Here is a 14275-nt window from a genome sequence, read left to right as displayed (position 1 = left end):
CCCCGAATCGGATGTCTACTGTCGTGCTGTGATCACTCGGCAGCGGCGACGATGTTGACGACCTTGCGGCCGCCCTTCGCACCGAACTGCACCGCGCCTGCGGCAAGAGCGAACAGCGTGTCGTCGCCACCACGGCCGACGTTCACGCCGGGGTGGAAGTGCGTGCCGCGCTGGCGGACGATGATCTCGCCGGCGAGAACCTGCTGTCCACCGAAGCGCTTGACGCCAAGTCGCTGAGCGTTGGAGTCACGACCGTTACGGGTGGAGCTTGCGCCCTTTTTATGTGCCATGTCCTGGTCTCCTCGGTCTTACTTGATGCCGGTGATCTTGACGCGCGTGAGCTCCTGACGGTGGCCCTGGCGCTTCTTGTAGCCGGTCTTGTTCTTGTACTTCTGGATGATGATCTTCGGGCCGCGGAGGTTGCCGATGACCTCAGCCGTGACCTTGACCTTCGCCAGCGAGTCAGCGTCGGTGGTCACCGTGGCGCCGTCGACGAGCAGCACGGCGGCCAGCTCGATCTTCTCGCCCGAAGCAGCCTTGACACGGTCGAGCTGAACGATCGTGCCGACCTCGACCTTCTCCTGCCGCCCACCGGCGCGCACTACTGCGTAAACCACTTCATACCTGTTTCGTTGGGGAGCTCGCGGCTCCGAGATCTCACGGGAAGACTGTTGCTTGCATGCATCGCAGGGCGACGGGCACGAATGCAAGACTCTCCGCTTCGACCGTCCAGGACGACGCGGCATACGCACCAAGGGACTACTTTACCGGATGCCGGACACTGTGGCAAAACGCGCTCTCCGGTGTGTCCGGTCCTAGGCTGGCTGGGTGACCGTTCTCGTCGACGAACCCCGCTGGCCCGCCCACGGACGACTGTGGGCGCACCTGGTCAGCGATGACAACCTCGACGAGCTGCACGCCTTCGCGCGCGCCCACGACGTGCCTGCGCGCGCCTTCGATCTCGACCACTACGACGTGCCGGAGGAACTGGTCCCCCGGCTCATCGCCGCCGGCGCCGAGCACGTCGACGGCAAGGAACTCGTGCGTCGGCTGATCGCCTCAGGCCTGCGGATCCCCGCCCGCGACCGGCGCTGACGAGTCCGAGTTCACCGAGACGGGAGTACCCGTCAGAGCGGCCGTGGACACCCGACGGCGACCCCGACCCTGGCCGGGCGCCTTGGGTTCGGGAAGCGCGTCGAGCACCGAGTCCAGCAGCGCCTCGGCCGGTGACTTCGGCGAGGCCTTGCGGTCGGAGCCACGCTTCTTGCGCGGCTTCTTGGCCCGCTCCTGCGCGGCGGGGGCCTCCGCGGCCTCGGTCGAGGGCACCACCGCATCCGGCAGGTCCTCCGCATTCGGAACCCGCGTCGATGCCGCGATCTGCGCGAGAGCCGACTTCGCACCCTCAGGGATGCTGTGCGTCGTGCCCGCGGGAGGGGCCGAGTTCTGCGACGGCCCGTTCCCCCCGCGCTGGCGGCGGTTGGACGAGGAGTTGCCGTTTCCGTTGCCGTTGCTGCTCGACCGGTGCTTCACGACGGGGTCGTGGTGCACGATCACGCCGCGGCCGGCGCAGACGTCGCATGCCTCGCTGAAGGTCTCGAGCAGACCGAGCCCCAGCTTCTTGCGGGTCATCTGCACGAGTCCGAGCGAGGTGACCTCGGCGACCTGGTGCTTGGTCCGGTCGCGGCTGAGGCATTCGATCAGACGGCGCAGCACGAGGTCGCGGTTCGACTCGAGGACCATGTCGATGAAGTCGACGACGATGATGCCGCCGATGTCACGCAGGCGAAGCTGACGGACGATCTCCTCCGCGGCCTCGAGGTTGTTCTTGGTGACGGTCTCCTCGAGGTTTCCGCCGGAGCCGACGAACTTGCCGGTGTTGACGTCGACGACCGTCATGGCCTCGGTGCGGTCGATGACCAGCGAGCCGCCGGAGGGCAGCCAGACCTTGCGGTCGAGCGCCTTCTCGATCTGCTCGGTGATGCGGAACGCGTCGAAGGGGTCGGCCTCGTCCTCGTAGGACTCGACGCGCTCCAACAGGTCGGGGGCGACGCTCTCGAGGTAGGCGCGGATCGTGCGCTGCGACTCCTCCCCCTGGATGAGCATCTTCGTGAAGTCCTCGTTGAAGACGTCGCGGACGATCTTGACGAGGAGGTCGGGCTCGGCGTGCAGCAGCGCCGGCGCCTGCTGGTTCTCGACCTGCGTGCGCACGTGCTCCCACTGCGACGTCAGACGCTGCACGTCACGGGTCAGCTGATCCTCTGTCGCACCCTCGGCGGCCGTGCGGACGATCACACCCGATGACTCCGGGAGCACCTCCTTGAGGATGCGCTTGAGGCGCGCGCGCTCGTTGTCGGGGAGCTTACGGCTGATCCCGTTCATCGATCCGCCGGGCACGTACACGAGGTAGCGACCGGGGAGGGAGATCTGGCTGGTCAGACGGGCGCCCTTGTGCCCCACCGGGTCCTTCGTGACCTGCACGAGGACGCGGTCCCCGGCCTTGAGCGCCAGCTCGATGCGGCGCGGCTGGTTGCCGGTCTCGACACCGTCCCAGTCGACCTCGCCCGAGTAGAGCACGGCGTTGCGTCCGCGACCGATGTCGACGAACGCGGCCTCCATGCTGGGCAGCACGTTCTGCACGCGGCCGAGGTAGACGTTGCCGATGAGCGACGCATCCTGGTTGCGGGCGACGTAGTGCTCCACGAGCACGCCGTCCTCGAGCACGCCGATCTGCGTACGACCGTTCTTGGAGCGCACGACCATCTTGCGGTCGACCGACTCGCGGCGGGCGAGGAACTCGGCTTCGGTGACGACCGGGCGACGACGTCCCGCGTCGCGACCGTCGCGGCGACGCTGCTTCTTCGCCTCGAGGCGCGTGGAGCCCTTGATCGCCTTGGGCTCGGTGATGTACTCGACGACGCGCTGACGCGGCTGGCGCGGCTCATCGCGCTGCTCGCGGGGTTCGCGGGGCTCGTTCTCGTCGGAACCGCCACGGCGACGGCGGCCGCGGCGGGCTCCCGGCTCGTCCTGCTCGCGGTCGGCGATGCGGTCGAAGACGCGCTCGCGCTCGGGACGCGCCGGCAGCGGCAGGACCGCGGGCGCGTAGAAGTGCAGCTGCGTCGAGACCTGCGACACGAAGACTTCGGGGAGCAGTCCGAGAGACACCGCGGTGACGGGCTTGTCGTCCGCAGGCTTCTCGTCGGCAGGCTTCTCGTCGGCAGGCTTCTCGTCGGCAGGCTTCTCGTCGGCAGGCTTCTCGTCCGCAGGCTTCTCGTCCGCAGGCTTGTCGTCGGCCGGCTTCTCGTCCGTGACGGGCTCGTCCTTCTCGGCGGGCGCGTCCGCCTCTGCGGATCCGTCGTGCGTCTGCTCGGCGCTGTCGGGAGCGTCGGCGGTGCCGTCGACCTCCGTCGCGTCGGCGACTACCTCTGCGGGTGCGTCGGCATCCGCAGCGAAGTCGAGGGTGGGGGCGTCGTAGTCATTGTTGTCATCGGCCATCTCTGGCTTGCTCCTCGTGCGGACGCGTCGTGCTCCGCTAGATCTCATGCGGTACCCGCAGGTTCCGCGAACTCATTCGGTGTGCGACCGGCTCATGGCTCTGGTCACGAGGGGCATACGGCCCCGAAGTCTGCGTCGATGTCCACCACGACCGGGTCGAGCGGTGCATCACAGGTCATTATCGCACCAAGTACGCGCTATCGCGGCATCGAGGTGGGCTCGCGTCGTTTTCTCCGGTGCGCTTTCGCCCGATCCATAGCGATCACTGAGATACTCCACACATGAGCGAGCAGCGCACCCGCCCCGTCTTCTATGCCGTCTGGCTGATCATCGCGAGTGTGATCGGCTGGTTCGCCGCCTTCCAGCTCACGGTCGAGAAGTTCGCCCTCCTGCAGAATCCGACCGATGCGCTGTCGTGCGACATCAGCCCGTTCATCCAGTGCAGCAAGAACCTCAACTCCTGGCAGGGGGAGATCTTCGGCTTCCCCAACCCGATCATGGGTCTCTCCGGGTGGATCGCCCCCCTGATCGTCGGTGTGGCGATCCTCGCCGGAGCGCGCTTCCCGCGCTGGTTCTGGCTGACCTTCGGCGCGGGTGTCACCTTCGCCTTCGGCCTCGTCTGCTGGCTCATCGGTCAGAGCCTCTACGACCTCTTCGTGCTGTGCCCGTGGTGCATGATCACCTGGGCCGTCACGATTCCGACGTTCTTCGCGACGATGCTCCACCTGACACGCAACGGATCCTTCACCCGCAGCGAGAAGGCGCGCGAGCGCGCCGACAAGCTCATGGTCTGGGTTCCCCTGGCGACGATCCTCTCCTACGCCGTCGTCATCCTGCTCGCCCAGCTGCAGGGTCTCGACTTCCTGGGCGAGATGGCGCGACTCGTCTTCTGATCCGCCGCTCATGCGAACGACGAAGCCCGCCGCACGAGATCGTGCGGCGGGCTTCGTCGTCGGTGTGCGCGTCAGTCGAACCAGATACCCAGTTCGCGTGCGGCGGACTCGGGGCTGTCCGAGCCGTGCACGAGGTTCTGCTGGACCTTGAGGCCCCAGTCCCGGCCGAAGTCGCCGCGGATCGTGCCGGGAGCGGCGGTCGTCGGGTCGGTGGTTCCCGCGAGCGAACGGAACCCCTCGATCACGCGGTTGCCGGCGAGACGGATCGCGACGGACGGGCCGGAGAGCATGAACTCGAGGAGCGGCTCGTAGAAAGGCTTGCCCTCGTGCTCCGCGTAGTGCTCGGCGAGCAGGTCGCGGTCGGGCTCCACCAGGCGGATGTCGACGAGGGCGTAGCCCTTCGACTCGATGCGCGCCAGGATCGCTCCGGTGAGGCCGCGCGCGACACCGTCGGGCTTGACGAGGACGAGGGTTTCTTCGGTGGCCATGTCATTCACTCTCTGTCTGAGTCTCGGTCGCGGGCCCGGACGGACGGCGTGCGTCCAATCGAGCCCCCATGATCGTCGCATATCCCCACATGCCGCCGAAAATCACGACGACGAGCAGGATCGCGGGCACCAGGATCGCAGACACGGCTATGACCGCCTGCAGGACCCATCCGGCCGAGATCGCCCAGGGCTTCGTGATCATCCCTGCGACCGCGATGCACGCGAGCCCCACGATCGCACCGCCCACGATGCCCCACCACTGCGGGATGCCGTCGGGAAGCGTCTTCAGGCCGAAGACCGTGAGACCCGCGAGGAAGACCACGACCGACTCGAATCCCAGCACGATGGGCGCGAGCTTCTGCACGAGCGTCCGAGGCGGACGGGGCGCACGCGGCGGACGGGCGGGCGTCGGATCCGCACTCACGCGCGCCACCCCGACTTCCAGTCCTCCTCCTCGGCGAGGGCGATCGCCTCGCCGGCGAGCACCACGGACCCCGCGATGACCACGGCCCGACGCTCGGACGAGGAGGCCCATTCGCGGGCCGCGTCGGCGGCCTCCGCCAGCGTCGGGTGCACGGTCGCTCGCTGTCCGGTCGCCTCGACCAGGTCCGCGATCACATCGGCGTCGCTCGCGCGCTCCGACTCCGGCGCGGTGGCGAACACGTGCGCGGCGGTCGGCGCGAGCGTCGCGACGATCCCCGCCGCATCCTTGTCGGCGAGAACGCCGAGCACGACGCCCCATTCGTCGAAGTCGAAGCTGTCGTCCATCGCCTGCGCCAGCGCGGCCGCGCCGTGCGGGTTGTGGGCGGCGTCGACGATGACGGTCGGGGCGATGCCGAGCAGCTGCAGCCGGCCGGGCGACGTCGCCCCCTGCAATCCCTCCGAGACGATGTCGGCGGCGATCCGCTGCGTCCCGCCCCCGATCAGCGACTCGACGGCGGCGACGGCGAGGGCGGCGTTGTGCCCCTGGTGCGCGCCGTACTGCGGCAGGTACTCCTCGGTGTACTCCCCCGCGAGCCCGCGGACCGAGATCAGCTGTCCGCCGACGGCGAGCTTCTGATCGGTGAGGCCGAATTCGTCGCCCTCGAACGCGATCGTGGCGTTCCTCTCGGCGGCGACGCGACGGAGCACCTCCGCGGCCTCCGCGGGCTGCTCGGCGGAGACGACAGCCGCGCCCTCCTTGATGATCCCCGCTTTGACCGTCGCGATCGCCGCGATCGTGGCGCCCAGGCGATCCGCGTGATCGATGTCGATCGGCGCGAACACCGCGACGTCTCCGTCCGCGGTGTTCGTCGAGTCCCACTCGCCGCCCATGCCCACCTCGAGCACGAGCACGTCGACCGGGGCGTCCGCCACCGCGACGAACGCCAGCACCGTGAGCAGCTCGAAGAACGTGAGAGGCTCCTCACCTGCCGCGACGAGCTCGGCGTCGACGATGTCGACGAACGGCTCGATCTCCTCCCACGCATCGCCGACCGCGGCATCCTCGATCGGCTCGCCGTCGATCATGATCCGCTCGGTGAACCGCTCGAGGTGCGGGCTGGTGAACAGCCCGGTCCGCAGACCGTGCGCACGCAGCAGGCTCTCGATCATCCGGGCGGTCGACGTCTTGCCGTTCGTGCCGGTGATGTGGACGACACGGTAGGTGCGCTGCGGATCGTCCAGGTACGCGAGGATCCGCGCCGTGCGCTCCTTGCGGGGCTGCACCCAGCGCTCCCCCGCCCTGCTCAGCAGCGTCTCGTAGACGGCATCGGCCCTGTCGCGTGCGCTCATGCGCTGACTCCGATCCTGCTGACCGAGACCGTGAAGTCGCCGCGGTTCGCATACGTGCCCTGAGCGACGGTCGCCGAGTGCTCGGGGACGGTCGGCACCTCACCCTGCTCGAGAAGCACCTCGTCCTTGGCGCCGAGCATGAAGGCGGTCGACAGCGTCTCGCCCGCGATATCGGCCGTCTCGAAGGCGCTGCGCACCGCGAAGAGGTCGTCGCCGGAGGTGAACCACAGTCGCAGGGCGATGCGGTCGCTCACATCGAAGCCCGCGTTCTTGCGGGTCTCCTGCACAGCGCGGATGACGTCGCGCGCGAGGCCCTCGGCCTCGAGCTCGGGTGTCGTCTGCGTGTCGAGCAGGACGAAGCCCCCGGTCGGCACGAGAGCCAGAGCCTCCCCGTCCGGACGCCCTGCGGTCTCGAGCACGAGCTCGTACTCCGACGGCTCGAGCGCGATGCCGCCGGCGGTGACGACTCCGTCGGTCTCCGACCAGTCACCCGCCTTCGCGGCCTTGATCACGGTCTGCACGTTCTTGCCGAGGCGCGGGCCCGCGGCCCGGGCGTTGACGCTGAGTCGATGGCTGATGCCGTAGTCCGCAGCGGTCGTCTCCGACTGCGCCACGAGCTCGACCGACTTGACGTTGAGCTCCTCGCGGAGGATGTCCTCGAACCGGCTCAGGCTGGCGGCGAGCGGCGACACGACGGTCAGACGCGCGAGCGGCAGACGCACCCGGAGCTTCTCCTTCTTGCGCAACGCGTTGCCGACGCTGGAGAGCTCGCGGACGGCATCCATCGCATCGCGGATCTCGTCGGCGGCGGGGAAGACGGTGTCGTCCGGCCAGTCCTGCAGGTGCACGCTGCGCCCGCCCGTGAGCCCCTGCCACACACGCTCGCTGATGAGCGGCACGAGCGGCGCCGCGACGCGGGTGAGGGTCTCGAGCACCGTGTACAGCGTGTCGAAGCAGTCGATCGCCGTTCCTGAGCTCGACGAGGGATCCCAGAACCGGTCGCGCGAGCGGCGGATGTACCAGTTGGTGAGCACCTCGGCGAAGTCGCGCAGCCGCGCGGAGGCCGTGGTGGAATCGAGTCCCTCGAGGTCGGCGCGCACCTCGCGCACCAGATCGCCGAGACGCGCGAGGATGTAGCGGTCGAGCACGTCGGTGGAGTCGGTGCGCCAGGTCGCCTCGTAGCCGCCGGGCATCGCCGCGTTCGCGTACGTCGCGAAGAAGTACCAGGAGTTCCACAGCGGCAGCAGGAACTCGCGCACGCCCGAGCGGATGCCCTCCTCCGTCACCGCGAGATTGCCCCCGCGCAGCACCGAGCTGGACATCAGGAACCAGCGCATCGCATCCGAGCCGTCGCGATCGAGCACCTCGGACACGTCCGGGTAGTTGCGCAGCGACTTCGACATCTTGTAGCCGTCGTTGCCCAGCACGATGCCGTGGCAGCTGACGCCGGTGAACGCCGGGCGGTCGAACAGCGCGGTCGACAGCACGTGCATGACGTAGAACCAGCCGCGCGTCTGCCCGATGTACTCGACGATGAAGTCGGCCGGCGCATGGGTGTCGAACCACTCCTGGTTCTCGAATGGGTAGTGCACCTGGGCGTACGGCATCGAACCCGAGTCGAACCACACGTCGAAGACGTCCTCGATGCGGCGCATCGTGCTCTTGCCGGTCGGGTCATCGGGGTTCGGACGCGTGAGGTCGTCGATGTACGGACGGTGCAGGTCGATCTCGCCCTCGGGGTTGCGCGGCAGCGTGCCGAAGTCACGCTCCATCTCCTCGAGAGACCCGTAGGTGTCGACGCGCGGGTACTCGGGGTCGTCGCTCTTCCAGACCGGGATCGGCGAGCCCCAGTAGCGGTTGCGGCTGATCGACCAGTCGCGCGCACCCTCGAGCCACTTGCCGAACTGGCCGTGCTTGACGTTCTCGGGCACCCAGGTGATCTGCTCGTTGTTCGCGAGCAGGTCGTCCTTGATGTCGGTGACGCGGATGAACCAGCTCGAGACGGCCTTGTAGATCAGGGGGTTCCGGCAGCGCCAGCAGTGCGGGTACGAGTGGACGTAGCTCTGCTCGCGCAGCAGGCGTCCCTCGGAGCGCAGCAGGCGGATCAGAGGCGTGTTGGCATCCATCCAGAGCTCGCCGGCGACGTCGGTCACCGTGGAGAGGAAACGCCCGCCGTCGTCGAGCGACAGGATGGTCGGGATGCCCGCGGCACCGGCGACCCGCTGGTCGTCCTCGCCGTAGGCCGGAGCCTGGTGGACGATGCCGGTGCCGTCGCTGACCGTGACGTAGTCGTCGACGAGGATGCGCCAGGCGTTCTCGGTGCCGTGGACCTCGGCATCCGCGAAGTAGTCGAACAGACGGTCGTAGGTGACGTCCTGCAGCTCGGAGCCGCGAACGGTCGTGTGGACGGCGGCGAGCGCCTCGTCGAGGCTCTCGTAGCCGAGATCCTTCACATAGCCGCCGAGGAGCTCCTTCGCGAGCAGGTAACGGTGTGCGGAGGCCTCGACGACGGCATCCGTGCTCCCCGCCTGTGCGTGCACGTCGGCGGCACCGAGAGGGCCTGCCGGCAGGACGACGTACTCGATGTCGGGGCCGACCGCGAGTGCGAGGTTGGTGGGCAGGGTCCAGGGCGTGGTCGTCCAGGCGAGCGCGCGCACCGCGGTGAGCCCCAGGGCCTCGGCCTTGGCGCCGGTGAGGGGGAACGTGACGGTGACGGACGGGTCCTGACGGTTCTGGTAGACGTCGTCATCCATACGGAGCTCGTGCGCCGAGAGCGGGGTCTCGTCGCGCCAGCAGTAGGGCAGCACGCGGTATCCCTCGTAGGCGAGGCCCTTGTCGAAGAGGGTCTTGAACGCCCAGAGCACGCTCTCCATGTACCCGAGATCGAGCGTCTTGTATCCGCGCTCGAAGTCGACCCAGCGCGCCTGACGGGTGACGTAGTCCTGCCACTCGTGGGTGTACTTGAGCACCGAGTCCCTGGCCTTCGCGTTGAAGACGTCGATCCCCATCTGCTCGATCTCGCTCTTCTCGGTGATCCCGAGCTGCTTCATGGCCTCAAGCTCGGCGGGCAGTCCGTGCGTATCCCATCCGAAGACACGATCGACCTTCTTGCCGATCATCGTCTGGAAGCGCGGGAACACGTCCTTCGCGTAGCCGGTGAGCAGGTGGCCGTAGTGCGGCAGGCCGTTGGCGAAGGGAGGGCCGTCGTAGAAGACCCACTCGTCGGCCCCGTCGCGCTGCTCGATCGAGGCGCGGAACGTCTGGTCGGTCTCCCAGAAGTCGAGCACATCCCGCTCGATCTGGGGGAACCGGGGGCTCGGTGCGACAGTGGCAGCCTGATCGGCGGCGGGTCCGAAGGAGGAACGCGGGTAGGTCATGTCGTCTCGCAGGAGTCGTGGCGGATGCTGCTGCGAGGACGATCCGTCCGGATTTTCGTCCCGGGGAACCGCGGTACCACCTCGCGTGCCGCGCCTCACGGCGGGGCCACTCTCACTGCGGCTGTGACGGGCCTGCCCCGCTCGGTTCTACTGAGCCCTCCCCTGCGGGATGACCGTTCTTCCGAGAGCTCCCCGGTGATGGCCGGATCCATGCTCGTACCTCCATTGTACGCGCGGCCGCGACCGGGGTGGCGCCCGCGTGCGGGCGACCCGGCTGTCGCACCCACCCTCTACTCTCGAGGCATGGCCCGCTCCCCCGAATCACCCGCGACTCCCCGCGTCTCACCGCCCGATCTCCCGCCGCACCTCGATGCGGCATCCGCACGACGCGGCGCCGACCTGCTCGCCGCGAGCCTCGAGCTCACGGGCACCGTCGATCTCGCCCACTCCTCGCTCGAGCAGTGCACGATCGCCGCAGATGCCGATGCCGTCGACCTGACCGGCGCCACGCTGATCGACGTCGACCTCGGCGGCGTGCGCATCGCCTCGCTGCGGATGCGCGACGCGAGCATCCGTCGGGTGCGCATCGGCGGCGGGCGCATCGGCACCCTCGATCTGAGCGGCGCCCGCATCGACGAACTGCTGCTCGGCCAAGTGCGGATCGACTACCTGAACCTCGGCGGTGCCAAGGCCACCGACGTCGAGATCGAACGATGCGACATCCGCACCGTCGACATGCCCCAGGCCGAACTGACCCGCGTGCGCTTCACCGACACCCGTTCCGATGAGGTCGACCCTCGGGGCATGCGGGCGACCCACACGGATCTGCGCGGGCTCGATGCGGGCGCCTTCCTCGATGCGAACAGTCTCCGCGGCACCACGTTGAGCGGCTTCCAGGTCCAGCAGCTCGCCCCTCTGCTGGCAGCGGGCATCGGCATCCAGGTCAAGGACTGACCGAGCCGCTCGCCTCCAGCAGCTCGCGCGTGAACGGATGCTGCGGCGCGGCGAACACGTCGGCGATCAGCCCCTGTTCGACGATGACTCCCTCCTGCATCACCAGCACCTCGTCGGCCATGGCACCGACGACGTCGAGGTCGTGCGAGACGAAGACCATCGTGAGCCGACGCTCTCGCTGCAGTCGACGCAGCAACTGCAGCACCCGCTCCCGCACCGAGGGGTCGAGGGCGGAGACCGGCTCGTCGAGCACCAGCACGTCGGGATCCGCGGCGAGCGCGCGGGCGATCGCCGCACGCTGGCGCTGTCCGCCCGAGAGCGCGATCGGTCGGCGGGCGGCGAGGGACGGATCGAGACCGACTTCGGCGAGCAGCTCTGTCACCCGCGCTCCCCGCTGAGCGCGCGGTACCCCGCCGGCGGCGAGCGCCTCGCGGAGCGAGCGTGCGATCGTCCACCGCGGGTCGAAGGCACCGAGGGGATTCTGATGCACGAGCTGCACCCGACGGTCGCCGATCCATCGCAGGGATCCCCCGTCGGGGGCCTCGATTCCCACGATCATGCGCGCCAGGGTCGTCTTGCCCGAGCCGGACTCGCCCACGACGCCGAGGGTGCGTCCACCTGGCACAGAGAACGACGCATCGCGCACGGCGGAGATTTCGCCGAAGTCCTTCGCGACCTCGACGGCGACGAGGACGGGAGCGGCTGTGCCCTCGGCCGCGGCGCGCGGCTCATGCATGGTCGCGGCGAGGAGCTGACGGGTGTAGTCGTGCTGCGGCGCCTCGAGCACGTCGCGCGTCGTCCCCGATTCGACCACCTCCCCGTCGCGCATCACGAGCACGCGATCGGCGATGCGTCGCACGGCGGCGATGTCGTGGCTGATGAACACCACGGCGGTGCCCGCATCGGCGATCTCCCGCAGCAGGTCGAGGATGCGCGCCTGCACGGTGGCGTCGAGCGCGGTGGTCGGCTCGTCCGCGACGAGCACGGCGGGGTCGGCGGCGAGCGCCGAGGCGATCAGGGCGCGCTGGCGAAGGCCGCCCGAGAGCTCGTGGGGGTACTGCCGCGCGCGGCGCTCTCCGTCGGGCATCCAGACCCGGTGCAGCAGCTCCTGCACACGGGACTGCAGGGCAGACCGCCCGGAGACGAGCCGGTGGATGCGCAGCGGCTCGGCGATCTCGGAGCCCACGCGCTGCAGCGGATCCAGCGAGACGAGGGCGTCCTGGGAGACCAGCCCGATGCGGCGCCCTCGAAGCGACCGCCACCCGCGTTCGCCCAGGCCTCGGGCATCCGTCCCGTCCACGACGAGCCGGTCCACCCGCACGGTCGCCCCGGTCGGTGCGAGCCCGAGCAGGGCGCGGGCGGTGAGCGTCTTGCCGGCCCCGGACTCTCCCACGATCGCCGCGCATTCACCGCGCGACACGGTCAGCGACACCCCGTCGACGACCGCAGACCCGCCGAAGTCGATGCGCAGCCCCTCCAGCTCGAGCGCGGCCGTCACGATGCACGTCCGTCCGCGCGGGCTCGCAGCACCCGGCCGACCACGGTCGCCGAGATCACGGTGAGCGTGATCGCGATGCCGGGGAACACCGCGATCCACCACGCCTGGCCGAGCACGTTCCGCCCGCCCGCGAGCATCAGACCCCATTCGGGCGTGGGCTCCGACGGTCCGAGTCCGAGGAAGCTGAGTCCGGCGGCGGCGAGGATGCTCGAGCCGATGCCGATCGTGGCCAGCACGCTCAGCGACCCGAGCACACCGGGCATCACGTGCCGGAGGAAGGCCGCAGCCGGCGGGACGCCGAGGATGCGCGCGGCCTCGACATGCTCGGCGCGACGGAGGGTGCGCGTCTGCACGCGAGCGAGGCGGATGTACACGGGCACGGCCGCGAGTGTCACCGCGATGGCGATGTTGACCGGTCCCGGTCCGAGGATCGCCACGACCACGAGCGCCACCAGGAACTCGGGGAACGCCATGAGCACGTCGTTGACACGCATCAGCGCCGCATCGACGGCGCGGGGAGCGAGTCCGGCGAGTGCGCCGACGAGCAGCCCCACCGCCAAGGCGATGCCCGTCGCGAGCAGGCCGATGCCCACCGAGCGCCCCGTCCCGTACACGAGGCGCGAGTACACGTCGCGTCCGCTCTGGTCGGTGCCCAGCAGATGGGCGGGGCTCGGGGCGAGCATGGCGGCCCGCACCTCCGTCTGCAGCGGATCGTGCGTGGCGAGCACCCCGGGGAAGACGGCGGCGAAGGCGATCACCAGCAGCACCGCCGAGGCCGCCCACACCAGCGCCGTCTGCACGCGGGTCATCGGGGCCTCCCCCGTGCGGTTCGCAGCCGCGGGTCGAGCAGCGGATGCAGCACCTCGACCACGAGGTTGACGATGACGAAGACGATCGCACTGAACAGGATGATGCCCGTGATCACCGGGAGGTCGCGATTGCTGATGGCGGCGAGCGTGACACGGCCGAGCCCCGAACGCGCGAACACCGTCTCGACCAGCACGGCTCCGCCCAGCACGGATCCGGTCAGGTAGGCCGCGAGTGTCATCGCGTTCGCCGCGCCGTGTCGGAGCCCGTGACGCAGCGTGAACCACGAACCGCCGGCGCCGCGCGCCCGCACGGTGTCGGCGAACGGCATCCGCTCCGCCTGGATCAGTCCGTCGCGCAGCACCTGGCTGAGCAGCGCGGCGACGGGCAGCGCGAGGGTGACCGCCGGCAGCACGATGGTCGCCGGATTGCGTGCCCCGGAGACGGGGAACCACCCCAGCCCGAACGCGAAGACGCTGAGCAGCAGGAGACCGATCCAGAACACCGGTGAGGACAGGATCACCAGCTCGATCCCCGCCGCGACGGCGCGCCCCAGGTGCCCCCTCACGAACAGCGCCACGGCGAGCGCCAGCACCACGGCGATCACGAGGGCCAGCGCCGAGAGCTGCAGCGTCGCCCCGAGCTGGCGACCGATGACCTCCGTCACCGGCATCCGCAGCTGGTAGGACTCGCCGAGGTCGCCACGGGCGAGCTGGGAGATGAACGAGAGGTACTGCTCCACCGGCGGACGATCGAGACCGAGTTCCGCGCGGATGCCGTCCTTCACGGCGTCGCTGACCTGGGCCTGGGGCCCGAGCATCACCGACACGGGGTCACCGGGGATGACCCGGAATGCGAGGAAGACCAGCGTGGCGGCACCCCACAGCACGATCACGACCGTGCCTGCGAGCCCCGCGATCCTCACGAGCGCCGTCTTCACCGTTCGCGCCCTCTCGACGATCTCCGAGCACCCCTGCGCGCGCGCTCGCTCAC

Annotated in this window: 13 protein-coding genes; 3 read left to right on the top strand and 10 right to left on the bottom strand. The window is 69.3% G+C overall.

The annotated features are described in order from the left end of the window. Positions 1 to 32: 32 nt before the first annotated feature. On the bottom strand, positions 33 to 290 hold the full coding sequence (gene rpmA / locus FQ142_RS07100; RefSeq protein ID WP_028501603.1) for a 50S ribosomal protein L27: 258 nt from the start codon (positions 288 to 290) through the stop codon (positions 33 to 35). Between the two features lie 18 nt (positions 291 to 308). Continuing rightward, the gene (gene rplU, locus FQ142_RS07095) at positions 309 to 617 is read right to left on the bottom strand and encodes a 50S ribosomal protein L21 (RefSeq protein ID WP_167541600.1); all 309 of its coding nucleotides are present in this window, start codon (positions 615 to 617) and stop codon (positions 309 to 311) included. Between the two features lie 211 nt (positions 618 to 828). Between rplU and FQ142_RS07090 the strand changes: the two genes are divergently transcribed. After that, positions 829 to 1095 (top strand): DUF4031 domain-containing protein, encoded by a 267-nt coding sequence (locus tag FQ142_RS07090; protein WP_056418361.1) that lies wholly within the window; start codon positions 829 to 831, stop codon positions 1093 to 1095. Here the strand turns inward: FQ142_RS07090 and FQ142_RS07085 are convergent. Beyond that, positions 1060 to 3492, bottom strand: a complete 2433-nt coding sequence (locus tag FQ142_RS07085) for an Rne/Rng family ribonuclease (RefSeq protein ID WP_149422790.1) — start codon at positions 3490 to 3492, stop codon at positions 1060 to 1062. The two genes, FQ142_RS07090 and FQ142_RS07085, sit on opposite strands and share 36 nt — an antisense overlap. Before the next feature lie 281 nt (positions 3493 to 3773). Between FQ142_RS07085 and FQ142_RS07080 the strand changes: the two genes are divergently transcribed. Next, positions 3774 to 4385 carry a vitamin K epoxide reductase family protein gene (locus FQ142_RS07080; protein WP_149422789.1) on the top strand — a complete coding sequence of 204 codons (612 nt, stop codon included), beginning with the start codon at positions 3774 to 3776 and terminating at the stop codon, positions 4383 to 4385. Positions 4386 to 4456: 71 nt separating this feature from the next. On the opposite strand, the gene ndk is transcribed toward FQ142_RS07080, so the two are convergent. From ndk to ileS, 4 genes are read right to left on the bottom strand one after another with little or no spacing between them, the layout of a single operon-like run. Next, a complete protein-coding gene (gene ndk, locus FQ142_RS07075) occupies positions 4457 to 4873 on the bottom strand; it encodes a nucleoside-diphosphate kinase (RefSeq protein WP_045254652.1) in 417 nt (138 codons plus the stop codon). Between the two features lies 1 nt (position 4874). Further along, the gene (locus tag FQ142_RS07070) at positions 4875 to 5297 is read right to left on the bottom strand and encodes a DUF4233 domain-containing protein (protein WP_253386291.1); all 423 of its coding nucleotides are present in this window, start codon (positions 5295 to 5297) and stop codon (positions 4875 to 4877) included. Beyond that, positions 5294 to 6646 carry a bifunctional folylpolyglutamate synthase/dihydrofolate synthase gene (locus FQ142_RS07065; RefSeq protein ID WP_149422788.1) on the bottom strand — a complete coding sequence of 451 codons (1353 nt, stop codon included), beginning with the start codon at positions 6644 to 6646 and terminating at the stop codon, positions 5294 to 5296. The genes FQ142_RS07070 and FQ142_RS07065 overlap by 4 nt, the downstream gene beginning before the upstream one ends. Next, complete coding sequence (gene ileS / locus FQ142_RS07060; RefSeq protein WP_149422787.1) at positions 6643 to 10023, bottom strand: isoleucine--tRNA ligase; 3381 nt, start codon at positions 10021 to 10023, stop codon at positions 6643 to 6645. Before ileS ends, FQ142_RS07065 begins: the two co-directional genes overlap by 4 nt. 303 nt (positions 10024 to 10326) lie before the next feature. Here ileS and FQ142_RS07055 point away from each other — a divergent pair, with 303 nt between their 5' ends. Next, positions 10327 to 10977 carry a pentapeptide repeat-containing protein gene (locus FQ142_RS07055; RefSeq protein WP_149422786.1) on the top strand — a complete coding sequence of 217 codons (651 nt, stop codon included), beginning with the start codon at positions 10327 to 10329 and terminating at the stop codon, positions 10975 to 10977. Here the strand turns inward: FQ142_RS07055 and FQ142_RS07050 are convergent. From FQ142_RS07050 to FQ142_RS07040, 3 genes are read right to left on the bottom strand one after another with little or no spacing between them, the layout of a single operon-like run. Beyond that, positions 10967 to 12475 (bottom strand): ATP-binding cassette domain-containing protein, encoded by a 1509-nt coding sequence (locus tag FQ142_RS07050; protein WP_149422785.1) that lies wholly within the window; start codon positions 12473 to 12475, stop codon positions 10967 to 10969. The two genes, FQ142_RS07055 and FQ142_RS07050, sit on opposite strands and share 11 nt — an antisense overlap. After that, positions 12472 to 13284 (bottom strand): ABC transporter permease, encoded by an 813-nt coding sequence (locus tag FQ142_RS07045; RefSeq protein ID WP_149422784.1) that lies wholly within the window; start codon positions 13282 to 13284, stop codon positions 12472 to 12474. The genes FQ142_RS07050 and FQ142_RS07045 overlap by 4 nt, the downstream gene beginning before the upstream one ends. Then, entirely contained in the window at positions 13281 to 14222 is a 942-nt protein-coding gene (locus tag FQ142_RS07040; protein ID WP_149422783.1) for an ABC transporter permease, read from the bottom strand. The genes FQ142_RS07045 and FQ142_RS07040 overlap by 4 nt, the downstream gene beginning before the upstream one ends. Positions 14223 to 14275 lie beyond the last annotated feature (53 nt).

This window comes from Microbacterium sp. ANT_H45B, assembly GCF_008369345.1.
GTDB lineage: Bacteria > Actinomycetota > Actinomycetes > Actinomycetales > Microbacteriaceae > Microbacterium.
This window is presented reverse-complemented; position numbering and strand designations above follow the sequence as displayed.

Bases quoted from the DNA above. Each gene is read 5' to 3' on its own strand.
- FQ142_RS07055 (WP_149422786.1), top strand. From the start codon at position 10,327: ATGGCCCGCTCCCCCGAATCACCCGCGACTCCCCGCGTCTCACCGCCC.
- FQ142_RS07045 (WP_149422784.1), bottom strand. From the start codon at position 13,284: ATGACCCGCGTGCAGACGGCGCTGGTGTGGGCGGCCTCGGCGGTGCTG.
- rpmA (WP_028501603.1), bottom strand. From the start codon at position 290: ATGGCACATAAAAAGGGCGCAAGCTCCACCCGTAACGGTCGTGACTCC.
- FQ142_RS07065 (WP_149422788.1), bottom strand. From the start codon at position 6,646: ATGAGCGCACGCGACAGGGCCGATGCCGTCTACGAGACGCTGCTGAGC.
- ileS (WP_149422787.1), bottom strand. From the start codon at position 10,023: ATGACCTACCCGCGTTCCTCCTTCGGACCCGCCGCCGATCAGGCTGCC.
- FQ142_RS07085 (WP_149422790.1), bottom strand. From the start codon at position 3,492: ATGGCCGATGACAACAATGACTACGACGCCCCCACCCTCGACTTCGCT.
- FQ142_RS07080 (WP_149422789.1), top strand. From the start codon at position 3,774: ATGAGCGAGCAGCGCACCCGCCCCGTCTTCTATGCCGTCTGGCTGATC.
- ndk (WP_045254652.1), bottom strand. From the start codon at position 4,873: ATGGCCACCGAAGAAACCCTCGTCCTCGTCAAGCCCGACGGTGTCGCG.